Annotated in this window: 14 protein-coding genes; 3 read left to right on the top strand and 11 right to left on the bottom strand. The window is 63.7% G+C overall.

The window, feature by feature from the left end; genetic code table 11:
• Positions 1–139: 139 nt before the first annotated feature.
• Together ubiA and RFM40_RS23550 are read right to left on the bottom strand one after the other, a co-directional pair.
• Entirely contained in the window at positions 140–1123 is a 984-nt protein-coding gene (ubiA, locus tag RFM40_RS23555; protein WP_320278316.1) for a 4-hydroxybenzoate octaprenyltransferase, read from the bottom strand.
• A 54-nt stretch (positions 1124–1177) separates the two neighbouring features.
• The gene (locus RFM40_RS23550; protein WP_320278315.1) at positions 1178–2089 is read right to left on the bottom strand and encodes a LysR family transcriptional regulator; all 912 of its coding nucleotides are present in this window, start codon (positions 2087–2089) and stop codon (positions 1178–1180) included.
• Between the two features lie 89 nt (positions 2090–2178).
• Between RFM40_RS23550 and RFM40_RS23545 the strand changes: the two genes are divergently transcribed.
• Together RFM40_RS23545 and purD are read left to right on the top strand one after the other, a co-directional pair.
• Positions 2179–2973, top strand: coding sequence for a phytanoyl-CoA dioxygenase family protein (locus RFM40_RS23545; RefSeq protein ID WP_320224170.1), 795 nt, complete (start codon positions 2179–2181; stop codon positions 2971–2973).
• Between the two features lie 178 nt (positions 2974–3151).
• Positions 3152–4432: a phosphoribosylamine--glycine ligase gene (gene purD, locus RFM40_RS23540; protein ID WP_320278314.1), complete on the top strand. Its 1281-nt coding sequence runs from the start codon at positions 3152–3154 to the stop codon at positions 4430–4432.
• 4 nt (positions 4433–4436) lie between these two features.
• On the opposite strand, the gene melA (RFM40_RS23535) is transcribed toward purD, so the two are convergent.
• The 6 genes from melA (RFM40_RS23535) to melA (RFM40_RS23510) all read right to left on the bottom strand — a co-directional run bounded on the left by melA (RFM40_RS23535) (position 4437) and on the right by melA (RFM40_RS23510) (position 13408).
• Complete coding sequence (gene melA, locus RFM40_RS23535) at positions 4437–5807, bottom strand: alpha-glucosidase/alpha-galactosidase (protein WP_320278313.1); 1371 nt, start codon at positions 5805–5807, stop codon at positions 4437–4439.
• 20 nt (positions 5808–5827) lie between these two features.
• Positions 5828–7498 (bottom strand): ABC transporter ATP-binding protein, encoded by a 1671-nt coding sequence (locus tag RFM40_RS23530; protein WP_320278312.1) that lies wholly within the window; start codon positions 7496–7498, stop codon positions 5828–5830.
• A 9-nt stretch (positions 7499–7507) separates the two neighbouring features.
• Positions 7508–8644, bottom strand: a complete 1137-nt coding sequence (locus tag RFM40_RS23525) for an ABC transporter permease (RefSeq protein WP_320278311.1) — start codon at positions 8642–8644, stop codon at positions 7508–7510.
• Position 8645: 1 nt separating this feature from the next.
• Positions 8646–9653: an ABC transporter permease gene (locus tag RFM40_RS23520; RefSeq protein WP_320278310.1), complete on the bottom strand. Its 1008-nt coding sequence runs from the start codon at positions 9651–9653 to the stop codon at positions 8646–8648.
• 113 nt (positions 9654–9766) lie between these two features.
• Positions 9767–11845, bottom strand: coding sequence for an ABC transporter substrate-binding protein (locus RFM40_RS23515; protein ID WP_320278309.1), 2079 nt, complete (start codon positions 11843–11845; stop codon positions 9767–9769).
• A 96-nt stretch (positions 11846–11941) separates the two neighbouring features.
• Entirely contained in the window at positions 11942–13408 is a 1467-nt protein-coding gene (gene melA, locus RFM40_RS23510; protein ID WP_320278308.1) for an alpha-glucosidase/alpha-galactosidase, read from the bottom strand.
• Between the two features lie 23 nt (positions 13409–13431).
• Between melA (RFM40_RS23510) and RFM40_RS23505 the strand changes: the two genes are divergently transcribed.
• On the top strand, positions 13432–14499 hold the full coding sequence (locus tag RFM40_RS23505; protein WP_320278307.1) for an AraC family transcriptional regulator: 1068 nt from the start codon (positions 13432–13434) through the stop codon (positions 14497–14499).
• A gap of 119 nt (positions 14500–14618) precedes the next feature.
• On the opposite strand, the gene RFM40_RS23500 is transcribed toward RFM40_RS23505, so the two are convergent.
• The 3 genes from RFM40_RS23500 to RFM40_RS23490 all read right to left on the bottom strand — a co-directional run bounded on the left by RFM40_RS23500 (position 14619) and on the right by RFM40_RS23490 (position 16320).
• Positions 14619–15728 (bottom strand): glycoside hydrolase family 25 protein, encoded by a 1110-nt coding sequence (locus RFM40_RS23500; protein WP_430691724.1) that lies wholly within the window; start codon positions 15726–15728, stop codon positions 14619–14621.
• Between the two features lie 150 nt (positions 15729–15878).
• Positions 15879–16073 carry a type II toxin -antitoxin system TacA 1-like antitoxin gene (locus RFM40_RS23495; protein WP_320222341.1) on the bottom strand — a complete coding sequence of 65 codons (195 nt, stop codon included), beginning with the start codon at positions 16071–16073 and terminating at the stop codon, positions 15879–15881.
• A 10-nt stretch (positions 16074–16083) separates the two neighbouring features.
• Positions 16084–16320, bottom strand: coding sequence for a hypothetical protein (locus RFM40_RS23490; RefSeq protein WP_320278306.1), 237 nt, complete (start codon positions 16318–16320; stop codon positions 16084–16086).
• Positions 16321–16509 lie beyond the last annotated feature (189 nt).

Raw genomic sequence — 16509 nt, 5'->3', positions numbered from 1 at the left:
GGAGAAGGTGGATCGGCGCGCAGCGCCGAGACGGATGAGGGGTGTTCCAGCGGAGTGAGACGCTGGCTTTCACTGGAGCACCCCTCATCCGTCGCCTTCGGCGACACCTTCTCCCACAAGGGGAGAAGGGGGAGCCTCGCTACACCAGCGGCTTAAGCGCCACCCACAGCGCGCCGCCGATCAGCCCCAGAAAGATCAGCCAGCCGACCTGGTTGTTCGACTTGAACAGCTTCAGGCATTGATCCGGATCGTTGATGTCGAGCCGGATGATCTGGCGCGCCATATGCGCGCCGGCGGCGATCAGCCCGGCCAGCGCCGGCATCGGCACCTGCGCCGAGGCGAAGGCGATGGCGAAGCAGACGAGCGTGCCGCCATAGAGCCCGACCAGCCAGGTCTTGGTGTTGTCGCCGAACAGCCGGGCCGTCGAGCGCACGCCCACAATGGCGTCGTCTTCCTTGTCCTGATGCGCATAGATCGTGTCGTAGCCGATCACCCACAGGATCGAGCCGATATAGAGCATGATGGCCGGGCCATCGAGATCGCCGAACTCGACCGCCCATCCCATCAACGCGCCCCAGGAGAAGGCCAGCCCGAGCACGAATTGCGGCCAGTTGGTGATGCGTTTCATGAATGGATAGATCGCGACGATGGCGAGCGAGACGATGCCGAGCGGGATGGCAAAGCTGTTGAACTGCAAGAGCACCGCGAGCCCGACCAACGCCTGGATGATCAGGAACGCCCAGGCCTGGCGGCGCGTCATCTTGCCGGCCGGCAGCGGCCGCGAGCGGGTGCGCTCGACCTGGTTGTCGATGTCCTCGTCGACAATGTCGTTGTAGGTGCAGCCGGCCCCGCGCATGGCGACGGCGCCGACAAAGAACAGCAACAGGTACCAGGGCGCCGGCAACAGCGTCAGCAGCGGGTCCGTCGGGCGCGGATAGGCGCTTGCCGCAAGGGCGGCCGACCACCAGCAGGGCCATAAGAGCAATTGCCAGCCGATCGGCCGGTCCCAGCGCGCAAGCTGCGCGTAGGGCCACAGCCAGCGCGGCAGCACCCGGTAGACCCAATGGCCGCTCGGCGCGTCGGCGACGCGGCCCTGGTTTGCTTTGGACTGGATGGTTTCCATTGTGCTGGAGTGGTGGCAGCAGCGGCAGGCGGCGTCAAGCGGCCGCGTTGTCGCTCAAGCAGTGAAAACATCGTGACTGGCGAACCACGCTTTTGCGACCTCTATGAAGGCGAGTGCCGCCTTCGGCAGTCGCTGGCGCGTGTCGTGGGTCAGAATGATGCGTTGCATAGGAAGGGGGTCCGAGAGCGGTTTGCAGACCAGCGGCAGGCCGTCATAGCTTCGGTCGCCATGCGGCCTGGTGTAGCTGACGGCGACACCGAAGCCGTTGGCCACCATGGAGCGCTGCAGCTCGAATGAACTCGTCGATGACTGTGCGATGGGCGACAGGCCGCGGCTGAGGAAAAGATCGAGCATATGCTGCCAGCTGTGCGGCTGGTCGGTGCTGATCACCGGATGGGCGGCGAGATCCGCCAGGCTGACGGTCCGCTGGTCCGCCAGCACGTGGCCGGCCGGCAGCAGCGCGTGCGGCCGAAGCTCATGCAGAAGGACGCGCTTGAAATGCGCCGGCAGGCCGAGATCGTAGGTCAGGCCGAGATCGATGGCGCTGTCGGCCAGTCGTCGTCCGAGCGTCTCGAAGCTCTCGTCGCGGACAATGACGGTCACCGAGGGGCAGCGTTCCGAATACGAGCGGATCAGCGCCGGCGCGAAGTAGGGGGCTAGATCCTCGAAGCAGCCGAGCACAAGCTCGCCGCCGACATCGGCCTCGCGCGATCCGAGCGCGGCCAATTCATCCGCCTCGCCTAGAACCTGCCTGGCCTTGGCCACGGCGCTGCGGCCGAACGACGTCAGCGCGATGCCGCTCCCGCGCTGCCGCACGAACAGCTTTTGGCCGAGCGCATCCTCGACATTGTCGATCGCCACGGAGATCGAAGGCTGCGACACGTTCAGCGCCTTGGCGGCCATGGTGACGCTGCCGTAGCGCGCCACGGCGACGAGATAGCGCAACTGCGTGAGGGTCAAAGCCATAGAGTAAAACTATAAGTGAGATGAGAAGTTATTATTTTACCCGATATGGGGCGCTTGCGATAGTCGGCCATCAGCCCAAGGAGAGCGTGATGGCCAACGCAAAAATCGATGCCGGAACGATTGCAGACTACCAGCGCGACGGCGCTGTCTGCATCCGCGGCGCCTTCAAGGACTGGGTCGATGTCATCGCCGGCGGCATCGAGCGCAACATGCAGAACCGCAGCGCCACCGCCTCCGACATCGCCGGCGGCAAGGGCAGCTTCTTCGACGATTATTGCAACTGGGAGCGCATCCCGGAATTCGTCAGGATCGTACGCGAATCGCCGGCCGCCGAGCTCGCGGCAGCGGTCATGCAGTCGCGCAGCGCGCAATTCTTCCACGACCACGTTCTGGTCAAGGAGCCCGGCACGCAGAAGCCGACGCCCTGGCATCAGGATATTCCCTACTATTTCGTCGATGGCAGCCAGACGGTGAGCTTCTGGATCCCCATCGATCCGGTGAAGGAGGCCACGCTCCGGCTGATCGCCGGCTCGCATAAATGGGAAAAGATGGTCCTGCCGGTGCGCTGGCTGAACGACAGCAATTTCTATGCCGGCGAAGGCGACTATCTGCCGGTGCCCGATCCCGACAACGACCCTTCGATGAAAGTGCTTGAATGGGAGATGGAGCCGGGCGATGCCATCCTGTTCGACTTCCGCACCGCCCATGGCGCGCGCGGCAACTTGACCTCGGCCCGGCGCCGGGCGCTGTCGCTGCGCTGGGTCGGCGACGACGCGCATTATGTCGAGCGGCCGGGCCGCACCTCGCCGCCCTATCCTGGCCACGACATGAAGCCCGGCCAGAAACTGCGCGAGGACTGGTTCCCCGTCGTTTTCCGAAGCTAAGTCATCTTCCGGAGCTGACCAGGCCGGATCGGTTTCCTCTCGACCGGCAAACTTGCCCGATCATGTCTTGATGCGGGCCATGTTCCCGTGCGCATTTGCCACCAAATTGCCGAGACGCCTTGACCCGTCGCCCGCGGAGCAATAGCGGGTTCAGGGAGACGATCAGCAAGAGGTGGCCATGAACGTTCTTCTTCTCGGCTCGGGCGGCCGCGAACATGCGCTTGCCTGGAAGATCGCCGCCTCGCCGCTGCTTACCAAGCTCTATGCCTCGCCCGGCAATCCGGGTATCGGCAGCGTCGCCGAACTGGTCAAGCTGGATATGTCCGACCATTCCGCTGTGGCCGCCTTCTGCCAGGAAAAGAAGATCGATCTCGTCGTGGTCGGTCCGGAAGGCCCGCTGGTGGCCGGCATCGCCGACGACCTGCGCGCCTGGGGCATCCGCGTCTTCGGTCCGTCGAAGGCGGCGGCGCGGCTCGAGGGCTCGAAAGGCTTCACCAAGGACCTTTGCGCGAAATTCAACATCCCGACCGCCGCCTACGGCCGCTTCGGCGACCTCGCCTCGGCCAAGGCCTATGTCGAGAAGACGGGCGCGCCGATCGTTATCAAGGCCGATGGGCTCGCCGCCGGCAAGGGCGTTACCATCGCCATGACGCTGGAGGAGGCGCTCGCCGCGCTAGAGGCCTGTTTCGAAGGCGCTTTTGGCACCGCCGGCGCGGAGGTGGTCGTCGAGGAATATCTGACCGGCGAGGAGGCGAGCTTCTTCTGCCTCTGCGATGGCGCCACAGCGCTACCCTTCGGCACCGCGCAGGACCACAAGCGCGTCGGCGATGGCGATACCGGCCCGAACACCGGCGGCATGGGCGCCTATTCGCCGGCGCCGGTGATGACGGCGGAAATGACCGAGCGCACCATGCGCGAGATCATCGAGCCGACCATGCGCGGCATGGCCAATCTCGGCGCGCCCTTCGCCGGTATCCTGTTTGCCGGACTGATGATCACCGACCAGGGCCCGAAGCTGATCGAATACAACACCCGCTTCGGCGATCCGGAATGTCAGGTGCTGATGATGCGGCTGAAGGACGACCTGCTCATCCTGCTCAACGCCGCCGTCGACGGCCAGTTGGCGCATATGTCGGCGCGCTGGAGCGACGAGGCGGCGCTGACCGTCGTGATGGCGGCGAGGGGCTATCCCGGTACGCCGGAAAAAGGCTCGGTCATCCGCGGCCTCGACGAGGCCGCAGGCGAAGGGGCCGAGATCTTCCATGCCGGCACCGCCATCAATGGCGGCGCGCTGGTCGCCAATGGCGGGCGGGTGCTCAACGTCACGGCAACCGGCGCCACTGTCGGAGAGGCTCAGAGACGAGCCTATGCGGCGATCGACCATATCGACTGGCCGCAAGGCTTCTTCCGCCATGACATCGGCTGGCGCGCCGTCGAGCGCGAGAAGGCCGGCGCCTGATCTTTCAGGCCGCCTGGGTCTTTCTACGCGTGCGCGCCCAGGCCGGCAGCCAGTCGCCGTGAGCGGCGATGAGATCGTCGACCAGCGACCAGATCTGGTCGAGGTCGAGCTCGGCCGCGGTGTGCGGGTCCATCATCGCCGCATGGTAGATGTGCTCGCGGTTCTCGCTTATCAGCGCCCGCACCGTCAGTTCCTGCACGTTGATGTTGGTGCGGATCAGCGCCGTCAGTTGCGGCGGCAGCTCGCCGATATAGGTCGGCTGGATGCCCGAGGCATCGACCAGGCACGGCACTTCCGCCGCACAGTCGAAAGGCAGCGAGGTGATGCAGCCATTGTTGCGCACATTGCCGTAGATCACCGACGGCTCGCCGGTCCACACCGAGTTCATGATAGAGGAGGCGTACTCTTTCGATTCCTCGACCTCGATCCGCTCGGCCGAGCGGTAGGCTTCCGCCTGTCTCTTCCAGCCTTCGATCTGCTCGATGCAGCGCTTCGGATATTCGTCGAGCGGGATGCCGTATTTCTCGATCAGGTCGGGGCGGCCGTCCTTGATGAAATAGGGCGTGTATTCGGCGAAATGCTCCGAGCTTTCGGTGACGAAGTAGCCGAGCCGGGTCAGCATCTCGTAGCGCACCTTATTCGGGCAGCGCGGGTTCCAGCCCGGCTTCGGCGCCCGCCCTTCGCGATAGGCGCGGACGAGATCCGGATAGAGGTCGCGGTAGGACCCGTCCGGCTGGCGATGCTCGAACTTGATATAAAAGGCCATGTGGTTGATGCCGGCCGAGCGGTAGCGGATTTCCTCGTAGGGAATGTCGAGGTCATGCGCCAGCTCCATCGCTGTGCCCTGCACCGAGTGGCAGAGGCCGACCTGCTTGATCGCAGGGTATTTCTCGGCGATGGCCCAGGTGTTGATCGCCATCGGGTTGACATATTGCAGCATGATCGCCTCCGGGCAGACCGCGAGCATGTCCTCGCAGATCTTCCACAGATGCGGCACGGTCCTCAGGCCCCGCATGATGCCGCCGACGCCGATCGTGTCGGCGATCGTCTGGCGCAGGCCGTATTTCTTCGGCACCTCGAAATCGGTGACGGTGCAGGGCTCGTAGCCGCCGATCTGGAAGGCGACGACGACGAAGTCGGCGCCGGAGAGCGCCTTGCGCTGGTCGGAATAGGTCTCGGCCTTCGCCTTCACGCCGAGCGTGGCGATCAGCTTGTTGACGACGATGGCGCTCTCTTCCAGCCGCTGCGGGTTGACGTCCATCAGCGCGATCGTGGCGCCCGATAGCGCCGGCCGCTGCAGCACGTCGCCGACGATATTCTTCATGAACACCGTCGAGCCGGCGCCGATGAAGGTGATCTTGGGATTTCTAGCCACTGTGAACCTCCGGCATGTCTTCACGCCACATCGAAAGCGGCCCTGACGAGCCGTTCGGTGTAGGCGGTCTTGGGATTGGTGAGGACCTCGTCTACGGGTCCCTGTTCGACGATCTTGCCGTGCTGCATGACGATGACGCGGTGGCAGAGCGCCCGCACCACCTTGAGGTCGTGCGAGATAAACAGGTAGCTCAGGCCGCGCTCGTCCTGCAGCTTGCGCAACAGGTCGATGATCTGCGCCTGGACGGAAAGGTCGAGCGCTGATGTCGGCTCGTCGAGCAGGATGAATTCCGGCTCCAGCGCGATGGCCCGCGCGATCGCGATGCGCTGCCGCTGGCCGCCGGAGAATTCGTGCGGAAACCGCGACAGGATATCGCCGGGCATGCCGGCGCTGACCAGCGCCTCGCGCACCCGCTCGTTCCGTTCGCGCCGCGTCGCGCCGATCCGGTTGACCACCAGCCCTTCCTCGATGATCTGGCCGATCGTCATGCGCGGGTTGAGCGAGGAGAACGGATCCTGGAAGACGACCTGCATGCGTGAGCGTAGCGGCCGCATCTCGGCGCGCGACAGGCTCTCGATCGGCTTGCCGTCGAAACGGATTTCGCCGCGCTTGGCGTCAAGCAGCCGAAGCAGCGCCTGGCCGAACGTGGTCTTGCCGGAGCCGGATTCGCCGACCAGACCCAGCGTCTCGTGACGGCAAAGTTTCAAGTCAAGGTCGTCGACCGCGACCAGCTCGCGCCAGTCCGGCTTCAGGAAGCTGCCGTGGCGCAGCGTGAAGCAGACGCGCACACCGTTCGCCTCGAGAATGGTGTCGGACTTCCCCGGCAGCGGCTTCGGCCGTCCACGCGGTTCGGAGGCAAGCAGCCGCTGCGTATAGGGATGTTGCGGATCGGCAAACAGCCGCTCCGTGACATTATGCTCGCGCATCTCGCCATGCTGCATGACGTAGACGTAGTCGGAGAACTTACGCACCACGGTGAGGTCGTGCGTGATCAGGATCACCGCCATCCTGAGCTCTTTCTGCAGGTTGCGGATCAGGTTCAGGATCTGCGCCTGGACCGTGACGTCGAGCGCCGTCGTCGGCTCGTCGGCGATCAGCACGTCGGGCTCGTTGGCCAGAGCCATGGCGATCATCACCCGCTGGCGCTGTCCGCCGGAGAGCTGGTGCGGATATTGCTTGAGCCGCGCCGCGGGGTCGGGGATCTGCACATGTTCGAGCAGCTCGAGCGCCCGCGCCCAGGCTTGCCTGCGGCCCACCTTGCGATGCACCCTGATCGCTTCGACGATCTGGCTGCCGACCGTGTAGATCGGATTGAGCGAGCTCATCGGCTCCTGGAAGATCATCGAGATGCGGTTGCCGCGCAGCTTGCGCCGGGCGCGCTCGGAGAATTTCAGGACGTTCTGCCCGTGATAGTCGACGCTCGACCGCGGCGATACCGTCGCCCGCCGTGATAGCAGCCCCATCACGGTGCGCGCCGTCACCGACTTGCCGGAGCCGGATTCGCCGACGATCGCGATCGTCTCGCCGCGATAGAGCTGGAACGAGACGTCCTTGACCGCTTCGACGGTGCCGTGCTCGACCTTGAAGGCGACCTCGATGTTGCGAGCGTCGATGACGGGCTGGTCATGGCGGCCATTGTGGTCGTGCCTGACGGCTGGAGCGAAGGATTCGGCTAGCGCGACGGTTGTCATCCGGCCACCTCAATAAGGATCGACAGCATCGCGTAGGCCGTCGCCCAGCGCGTTGAAGGCAAAGACGGTGACAAGCACGAAGCCGACCGGCGACAGGATCCAGGGATAGGTGCCGATGACCGAGTAGGTCGCGGTGTCCTGCAGCATCAGGCCCCAGGAGATCAGCGGCGGTTTCACCGCGAAGCCGAGGAAGCCGAGGAAGGATTCCAGAAGCACCACCGTCGGGATCGCCAGCGTCACGGCGACGATCACGTGGCTCATCACATTGGGGAAGATGTGCTGCATGATGATGCGCCGGTCGGTGGCGCCGACCGCCATGGCGGCGCGCACATAATCGATCCGCGCCAGCGCCAGCGTCTTGCCGCGCACCTCGCGCGACATCTGCGCCCAGCCCAGCGCCGACATGACGATGATGACGAAGGCGAGGAAGACGTTGGTCGGGGCGGTGACCGGGATCAGCGTCGTCAGCGCGAGATAGAGCGGCAGTTGCGGGAAGGCGAGCACAAGTTCCACGAAGCGTTGCATCCAGACATCGAACTTGCCGCCGAAATAGCCGGAGACCATGCCGACGGTGGTGCCGATGACGGTGATGATGAAGACGACCGTCAGCGCGATCATCAGCGAGACGCGCGAGCCGTGGATGGCGCGCGACAGCACATCGCGGCCGAACTTGTCGGTGCCGAGGAAATGCACCGGCTGGCCGTCCATCGAGCCGAAGAAATGCCGGTTCGCCGGGATAAGCCCGAAAAGCTTGTAGGGCGCGCCCTCGACGAAGAAGCCGAGCAGTCGCGGATGATCGTAGTCGGGGCCGACAATCGGCTGGAAAGTGACCGGGTCGAGGTCGGCGGAATCGGCCAGCGCGTAGACACGGGGCCGCAATACAAAATTGCCGTCCTGGTCGTGGAAGCTCGCCACCTGCGGTGGCGCGAAGGCGACATCGGTCGCTTTCGGATCCACCGGCGCCAGGAATTCCGCGAACACGGCCATCACCAGCAGCAGCACGACCAGGCAGAGTCCGGCCAAGCCGGTCCAGGAGCGCCTCAGCCGGCGCCAGACGAGCGCGATGTAGCTCTCATTGCCGTGCGCGGGTTGGCTCACGGCGCCCTCGGCCGGCGGTGGCGGGGGTGATGGATCGCGTGCCAGCATCTTAGTGCTCTCCGAACTGGCGCACGCGCGGGTCTAGCAGGGCGAGCAGCATGTCGGCGATGATGTTGCCGACGATCAGCGTCGCCGACAGCACCATCATGAAGGTGGCCGTCACATAGACGTCGCCCACCGCCATCGAGCCGACGATCGCCGGGCCGACGGTCGGCAGCGCGAAGATGATCGCCGTCTCGATCTCGCCGGTGAGCATGTAGGGCAGCACCACGCCCTGATACATGACCAAAGGATGCAGCGCGTTGGGCACGGCATGGCGCATGACGACGGCGCCGCCGGTCAGCCCCTTGGCTTTCGCCGTCTCGACATACTGGGCATTGAGCGTGTCGAGCAGGTTCCCGCGCATGACGCGCATGTTGTAGGCGAGGCCGCCGAAGGTTGCGATCGCCACCACCGGCCAGACATGCTTGACCAGGTCGACGAACTTCGCCCACGACCAGGGCGCGCCGCCATATTGCGGCGAGAAGAACGAGCCGATCTCCGACACGTTGAACTGGAAGACCAGCAGATAGACGATGATCAGCGCCATCAGGAAGCGCGGCACCGTCATGCCGAGGAAGGAGATGGCCGAAAGTGTGGAGTCGATCCAGGAATATTGCCTGGTCGCCGCCCATATGCCGAAGGTTATGCCGAGCACCGAGGCGAGCAGGTGGCAAACCAGCGCCAGAAGCAGCGTGCGTGGCAGCCGCTCGCCAACCACATCGGCCACCGGCTTGTTGTAATAGAGGCTGTAGCCGAAATCGCCGTGGGTGACGATGCCGCCGATCCAGTTGAGATACTGGACGGGCAGCGGCTTATCGAGGCCATGTTCTTTTCGATAGGCTTGTGCCTGCGCATCCGCCGCCGCGTAGGAGGCGCCGCCCTGGTTGATGAGCTGCGATTTGATGTAGTCGGCATAGTCGCCAGGCGGCGCCTGGATGATGGCGAAGGTGACCAGACTCAAAATGGCGAGGACGGGGATCGCCGACGCTATGCGCGTGAGCAGGAATCGCAACATGGGCGGTCCGCTTCCTTTTTCTGCCGGTCGCTCCCTCGGGTGCGTTCGGAGGTTCCGTTTGTCCGGCCGCGCCGCGACGCGGCCGGACGTCTCTTGGTCAGGGGAGGTAACCTTTACATCGGACCCTTGTCACCCGGTTTGCCGGGGAGTTCTTCCGGAAACAATTCATACTTCGCCTGCTTGTCGGCCGCGACGAAGACGCGTTCGCGAACGATCGAATCCTCGGCCCAGTTGAACATGAAAATCGGCGTTCCCTGCGGAATGTTCGAGAAGCGCTTGTTGATGATCAGCGCGCCCGGATATTCCGTCAGGCCGACATTGTAGACATGCTCGGTCGATATCTTCTGAAACTTTCTCATCAGGTCGGCGCGCTGGTCGTTGTCCTGAGTCGAGACGAACTTGTTGACGATGTCGACAAGGTCCTTCTCGAACGGCATCAGGTCGACTTCGCCACTTTCCGGCGCGCGATGGTTCCAGCTGGTCTTCGGACCGACGGGAGCGAGCTGCTCGGTGTTCTGCACGACTGAGGTCAGCTCGGTTTCGTTGCGCCTGACCAGCCAGTCGAAGCGGCCGGAATAGTTGGCTGCGTCGCGCTGGGTGCCGTTGAGCCCGTTGAGCACGATCCGCAGACCAAGCTTTTCCATCTGGCCGACGACACCTTCGGCGAGGCTCTTGTCGGTGGTGTAGTCGTTGTTGACCAGCATCACGATCTCGACGTTCTTGCCGCCGGCGGTGCCGGCCGGGAAATTCACGAAGCCGTCGCCATCCGTGTCCTTGAGGCCGGCCTTGGCGAGCTCAGCCTTGGCGCCTTCGAGATCGAAGGAATAGTAGACGGTCGACTTGCGGTCATAGAAGCTGGTGCCCGAGGAGAAGCCGCCGGGGTAGATGGCGGTGAACGGGCCCTTGACCAGCGACTCGCCAAGGGCCTTGCGGTCGAGCGCCATGGTGACCGCCTTGCGGAAGTCCTCGTTGCGGTTCAGCTCGCGGATCGCCTGCCCGCGCTCGTCCGGGTTGCCCCAGCCATTGGCGGAAAAGTTCATGCGCAGATTGTAGCCGATGAGACGCGGGCCAAAGGCGAGCCGGGCCGGCGCATCCGGCTGCGCTGCACGCTTCAGCGAGGCGACGAAGTTTTCCGGCTGCTCCAAATTGGAGAAGTCGCCCGAACCCGCCACGGCCTGAACGTCGCGGTCGGCCCAGGTCGAGAGCTTGTAATGCAGCTCGTTGAGGTAGGGCAGTTGGTTGCCCTTCTCGTCGACTTTCCAATAGTAAGGATTGCGGCGCATGACGATGATGTCGTCCGGCCGGTATTCGACCGGCACCCAGGCGCCCATGACCGGCATGTTCATGAACTCCGGCGGGAAGGCGTTCTTGAACTGGTCGTAGGTGTTCTTCGAATATTTCGGATGCTGCGGCTTGAGGATGTGCGACGGGCCGGGGCAGAAGGTGCCGTAGGCCATCGTATAGAGATACTGTTTCGGGAAGGCGTCCTTGAAGGTCCATTCGACGGTGTAGTCGTCGACCTTCTTCAACGTCGTGCCGACGCCGAAGGTCTCCTGGGTCGCGCCGTTCAGCGGCGAGACGTTGGGATCAAGAACCTCATCCTCCCAGTAGAACATGACGTCGTCGGCATTGAAAGGAACGCCGTCCGACCATTTGGCGCCTTCGACCAGGTGCATGGTGAGCTTGTGACCGTCCTTCGACCATTCCCAGCTTCTGGCAAGGTTCGGCAGCGGCTCGGTGTCCTTCGCCTCGACCTGGAACAGCGGCGCGGTGCGCGTCAGGCATTCGGAAAGGCCGATATCGATGCCGCCCCAGCCTTGCGTCTGGCCGCCGCCATAGTTCCAGCCTTCCGGCCGGCCGCCGATGACATGGCGCATCGTATCGCCATAGACGCCGATGCCGTCCGGCATGTTGCCGGTCTTGAAGACCAGGGGCTCTTTCGGCAGCCGGTCCTTGACGGGAGGCAGCTTGCCGGTCTTGACATATTTTTCGGTGACCCAGTCGGGCTCGTGATATTCGGGCAGCGCCTTGAACTCCAGAACGGAGTCGCGCGCCACATATTTGATCTTGCCTTCGGCGGGAAACGGCGTCGGCGCCGGCGGAACCGTCGGCTCGGAAGCGAAGGCGTATGTCGGAATGGCAACGCTCAGCGCCAGTCCGGCGGCAAAACCAATTCTGTGTAAGGTCCTCATCGTCTCCTCCCAGTTGTTTGGACTTCTGCTGCTGCCCGCCTTTTGTTCTCGACGGCTGATTTGGCGGACGTGCCTCCTGCACGTCCGCATGGCATCTCAGCCGGCTTGTTTGAGTGCCGCCTTTTCGGCGCGCAATTCCTCGATCGAGCGCACGCTCCGCCGCGCCGCGCCGGCCCATTCGCGTGTCTTGACTTTGGATTTCGAAAGCCGCTCCTTTGCCGCCGGAACGGCATCTGCGTATTGCGGCAGCCAGGCGGCCTGGGCGACGACCATCTCGTCCACCATCTGCCAGACTTCCTCGGGCGTCGACACAGCGCCGACCAGCGGGTCGTGCAGCACCGCGAGCTTCAAGAGGTCGATGTCGCCGGCGATCGCGGCATGCACCGACATCCTCTGGACGTTAATCGAGGCCATGCAGGTGGCCGCGCACGCCTCCGGCAGCGTGATGCCCGCGGCCATGTTGATGCCGAAGCGGTCGACGAAGCCGGGCGATTCGATGATGGCGTCCTGCGGCAGGTTGGCGATCACGCCGTTGTTCTTGACGTTGAAGTGGCCGCGATAGACGCGGTTGGTCTCCAGCGCCTCGAGGATGTGACTGGCGTGCTCGTTGGAGCGCCTGGCCGGGTCGATCGGCTTCGACGCCGCTTCGAGGAACTGCGGATATTCCGTCTCGAACCAGTTGCGGGTTTCGGTCGAGTAGCGCAGATAGCCGCCCGTCTCGCCATGGATCCAGTCGGACATATCGATCCAGCGCGTGATCTCGTCGGGGCGCTTGCGGTACCAGGGCAGATATTCCGACAGGTGGCCGTTGCTTTCGGTCGAATAGACCCCAAAGCGCTTCAGCACGTCGATGCGCAGCTTTTCCTGCTTCGAATAGACCGGATGGGCCTCGAAGGCGGCGACCAGCTCGTCCTTGCCGATCGGCCGGCCGTTCAGCCGCAATTCGATGAACCAGGTCTGGTGGTTGATGCCCGAACAGACATAGTCGAGCTCCCCGGGCGACTTGGCGCCGAGCACTTCGGCGATCTGTTCGGCGCCGTGCTGGACGCCGTGGCAGAGCCCGACCGTGTCGACCTTGCCGTATTCGATCGCTGCCCAGGTGTTCATCGCCATCGGGTTGGCGTAGTTCAGGAACTTGGCGCCGGTTTCCGCGACCTCGCTTATGTCCTTGCAGAAATCGAGGATCACCGGAATGTTGCGCTGGCCATAGAGGATGCCGCCGGCGCAGATCGTGTCGCCGACGCATTGGTCGATGCCATATTTCAGCGGGATGCGGATATCGTCGGCGTAGGCTTCGAGGCCACCGACGCGCACGCAGCTGATGATGTAGCGCGCGCCCTCCAGCGCCTTGCGACGGTTCGTCGTCGCCGTCACTTTGGTCGGCAAATTGTTCGCTTCCACGATCCTGTCGAGGATCGCCTTGATCATGCCGAGATTGTGCTCGCTGACATCGGTCAGCGCGAATTCGATGTCCTTGAATTCGGGAACGCACAGAATGTCGGTGAACAGCTTCTTGGTGAACCCAACGCTGCCGGCGCCGATAATAGCGATTTTGAAGCTCATCACCTTCACCTCGAATCAATCGAATGTTAGGCAAGGAGCAACAGGGGAGGATATGGCCGCACGCCAGCGCGCGTGCTCGCCATTCGAGCCGGAAATCCGGCTCTTTCTCCTCCCGCCCGCTCCTCGACCGCGGGTCTTTCGCGTTCTTGAGGGCCCGATTATGCGCTTATTCGCTGGCGCGGCCAGAGAAGGATTATGCTTTCGAGGGTAATTTTGTGCTGCGAGACCTGATCGCCAATGGAAAGTTGATGCGGACGATCTCGCTGCCGCGAGGCCGCCAGCGCCTGCATGCCATGCCGACCAGCACCGGCTATGAGGTGCGCGAGGACGAGACCTATGACTGGGATGGGCGAAGGCGTGGCCAGACGCCGTTCACCGTGCTCCAGCACACGATCAGCGGCACCGGGCAGTTGCGCTACGAGGGCCGCAACTATCGCCTGCAGGCGAACGACACGCTGCTGGTGCTGGTGCCGCACAACCATCGCTACTGGTTGGCCAAGGGCGACCGCTGGGAATATTTCTGGATCTCGATGAACGGCGAGGAAGCGCTGCGTATCCACAAATCCATCTTGAGCGTCTCCGGTCCCGTGTTCAGGCTGCAGCCGGCGACCATCGATCATCTTGCCGATTGCAGCCTGCGCCTCATCAAGGGGGCGGGCTCGCCCGGCGCGGCGTCGGCGATCGCCTATGAGGCGGCGATGGCGCTCTACGACGATGTCTTCGGCTCGCACGCCTTTGCCGAAAAGCAGAGCGCCATGCAGCCGGTCATCGACCACATCAACGCCAATCTCGACAAGCCGCTGCCGGTGGCGGAACTGGTTGAGATCAGCGGCCTCAGCCGCGCCCATTTCTCGCGCTGCTTTGCCGAGAGCGAGGGCCTGCCGCCGGCCGAATTCGTGTTGCAGCAAAGGCTGCAGCGCGCGGCGAAGTTGCTGACCAAAGCCGATTTCCTGCCGGTCAAGGAAGTCGCGGTGCTGTGCGGCTTCGAGGACGCTAACTACTTCTCCAAGGTGTTTCGCCGTTGCTACGGCATCACGCCGACGCAGTTTCGCACCACCGGCATGTATGCCAGCCTGGGCAACCATCGCTGACGGCATCTAGAGCATGTCTCCCGAAAGTGGGAACCGGTTTCGGGACGAAGACATGCGTAAAATCAAAAAACTAAAGCGCACAGAGCGAATCTGAAAGATCGCGACGCGCTTTAGAATGATCAGCGGCGGGACCGATCGGGTGTCGTCGATGCGGTGCTGACCGGGTCGGCAGCGGCGAAGGCTGCGTCAAGCTGATCGGGCGTGCGCTGCCCCGCCCGCTTCCAGGCGACATATTGGACGATGCCGAAACCTGGGCGCTGCGGCACCGTCTTCACCACCGGCATGCGGAAACCGTCGCGGAATTTGTTCCAGCGCGCGCCGAGCACCGCGACCAACTCCTCGATGGTCGGCGGCGTCGCGACATCGGCATAGGTGATGGTGACCTTGCCGGCGAGGCCTGCTTCACGCGGGATCGGCACCGGGATCGAGACCAGGTAATCCGGCGGCACGTCGATCAGCCCGCCGAAGGCCCATTGCCGGCGCAATTCTTCCGCCTTCATCGGCGCGACGCTGACGTCGATATCGTTGGGCGTGCCCGGCACGCGATAAGGGCAACTGAAGCGGCCGCAATTCGCCCGCGCCGAGAACTGCCAGAGCGCGTAGCCCTGCCAGTTGCCCATCGGGAAATGCATGTCGATGTCCGGCTTGTAGCGCGCGTACCAGAGCGGCAGCCGCGACAGGAGCCTGTAAGTGTAGCGGTTGTCGGCGATGTACTGGGCGGTCTTGCCGTTCGAGTAGAGCACCGGGAAGCGGCCGAGCCGCCTGTGCACCTGACGCACGAATTCTTCCGCGTCCTCGAGCGACATCCATTGCGTCGGGTCGATGCCCTCGATGTCGAGGGCAATCAAATCGTCCGGCGCCGGCTCGGCGAAATCGACGAAATTGTTGGCCTGCTCGACAGGATTGCCGGGACGGGCAAGGTGATAGGCGCCCCATTTCAGGCCGAGCGCCTTGGCCACCACCTTGCGCGTCTGAAACAGCTCGCGCGTCACCGCATAGCGCTTCCACAACGCCTTGCAGAGTTTGATGTCGGTGTCGCCGCCGAAGCAGAAATAGGGCGGCGGCAGCCCGTCCGAGGCCTTGTTGATGAAACCGACGACGCGCTTGTCGGTGGCAAGCTGCGCCCAGTCGATTGCGTTGTACTCGTAGGCGTCGATCACCAGCGCCCGGTCGGCATTCTTCCACGGCTCGGAGAAATCCGAGGCCTTTGCCGCCGTGCCCAGCGCCATCGCCGCCGCGAGGAGCGCCAGACGGCGAAGAGCGCGCGCCGGCTTTTTCAATTAGGGTGTCCCCACTGACCAGGGGACGATCCTGAACCGCTATGGTTAAGGAAATGCTTTCAAAGCCCGAAGAGCTTCAGCGCCGAGAGCCCTTGGCGGTTACCGTGATTCAATGACCAGACCTTTGTAGGCGTCGGCGGCTTTGCGCAGCGCTTCATTCGGCTCCGGCGGGTTCATAATTGCCTCGACCAAAGCAAGTTGATCCGCGGCCGACAACTGGATGCTCGCGGTCTCGCTGTTGATCTGCTGCGCTGCCTCGAGGCGGGCGCGATGGGGCGTCTGTTGGCTTGGCATTGTAACGACCTCAGCGCCGGAAGAGCGAGTGGATCTCGAACGGATCGGGCGCCGGCTCCTGCGGCAGCGTGCCTTCGGCGGCACGCTTCTTGTGATGCGCCAGCGAGCATTGCGGCGAGCACAATATGCCATGGTCCGTCCAGTAGGCCGGTCCATGCTCGATCTTGCCCTCGTCGTACCAGAAGCCCGTGGCCCGGTAGGGGAGCCCGCATTCGATACAGCGATAGGCGTCAGGTCTGGCAAGCATGGGGAGTTTCCGATCTGTCTCTGGTCTGCCGCCGGCAGATCATATCAGCGGATATAACTTCTGCTTTGCAGAATTTTGAGGGGCAATCAGCAGCCTTGAAATTGGCCAAGCCCTCGCGATTTCGTCATCCTATGGCGGAGCCAGGAGCGTAGCGACGCGGTGCAGACCATGTCGTTACGTTGAGGCGTT

Origin of the sequence: Mesorhizobium captivum, from assembly GCF_033977165.1 — a bacterium.
GTDB lineage: Bacteria > Pseudomonadota > Alphaproteobacteria > Rhizobiales > Rhizobiaceae > Mesorhizobium > Mesorhizobium captivum.
This window is presented reverse-complemented; position numbering and strand designations above follow the sequence as displayed.

Excerpts from the sequence above, each read along its gene's own strand:
- ubiA (WP_320278316.1), bottom strand. The coding sequence starts at position 1,123 with ATGGAAACCATCCAGTCCAAAGCAAACCAGGGCCGCGTCGCCGACGCG.
- RFM40_RS23550 (WP_320278315.1), bottom strand. The coding sequence starts at position 2,089 with ATGGCTTTGACCCTCACGCAGTTGCGCTATCTCGTCGCCGTGGCGCGC.
- RFM40_RS23545 (WP_320224170.1), top strand. The coding sequence starts at position 2,179 with ATGGCCAACGCAAAAATCGATGCCGGAACGATTGCAGACTACCAGCGC.
- purD (WP_320278314.1), top strand. The coding sequence starts at position 3,152 with ATGAACGTTCTTCTTCTCGGCTCGGGCGGCCGCGAACATGCGCTTGCC.
- RFM40_RS23530 (WP_320278312.1), bottom strand. The coding sequence starts at position 7,498 with ATGACAACCGTCGCGCTAGCCGAATCCTTCGCTCCAGCCGTCAGGCAC.
- RFM40_RS23525 (WP_320278311.1), bottom strand. The coding sequence starts at position 8,644 with ATGCTGGCACGCGATCCATCACCCCCGCCACCGCCGGCCGAGGGCGCC.
- RFM40_RS23520 (WP_320278310.1), bottom strand. The coding sequence starts at position 9,653 with ATGTTGCGATTCCTGCTCACGCGCATAGCGTCGGCGATCCCCGTCCTC.
- RFM40_RS23515 (WP_320278309.1), bottom strand. The coding sequence starts at position 11,845 with ATGAGGACCTTACACAGAATTGGTTTTGCCGCCGGACTGGCGCTGAGC.
- melA (WP_320278308.1), bottom strand. The coding sequence starts at position 13,408 with ATGAGCTTCAAAATCGCTATTATCGGCGCCGGCAGCGTTGGGTTCACC.
- RFM40_RS23505 (WP_320278307.1), top strand. The coding sequence starts at position 13,432 with ATGTTAGGCAAGGAGCAACAGGGGAGGATATGGCCGCACGCCAGCGCG.
- RFM40_RS23500 (WP_430691724.1), bottom strand. The coding sequence starts at position 15,728 with ATGGCGCTGGGCACGGCGGCAAAGGCCTCGGATTTCTCCGAGCCGTGG.
- RFM40_RS23495 (WP_320222341.1), bottom strand. The coding sequence starts at position 16,073 with ATGCCAAGCCAACAGACGCCCCATCGCGCCCGCCTCGAGGCAGCGCAG.
- RFM40_RS23490 (WP_320278306.1), bottom strand. The coding sequence starts at position 16,320 with ATGCTTGCCAGACCTGACGCCTATCGCTGTATCGAATGCGGGCTCCCC.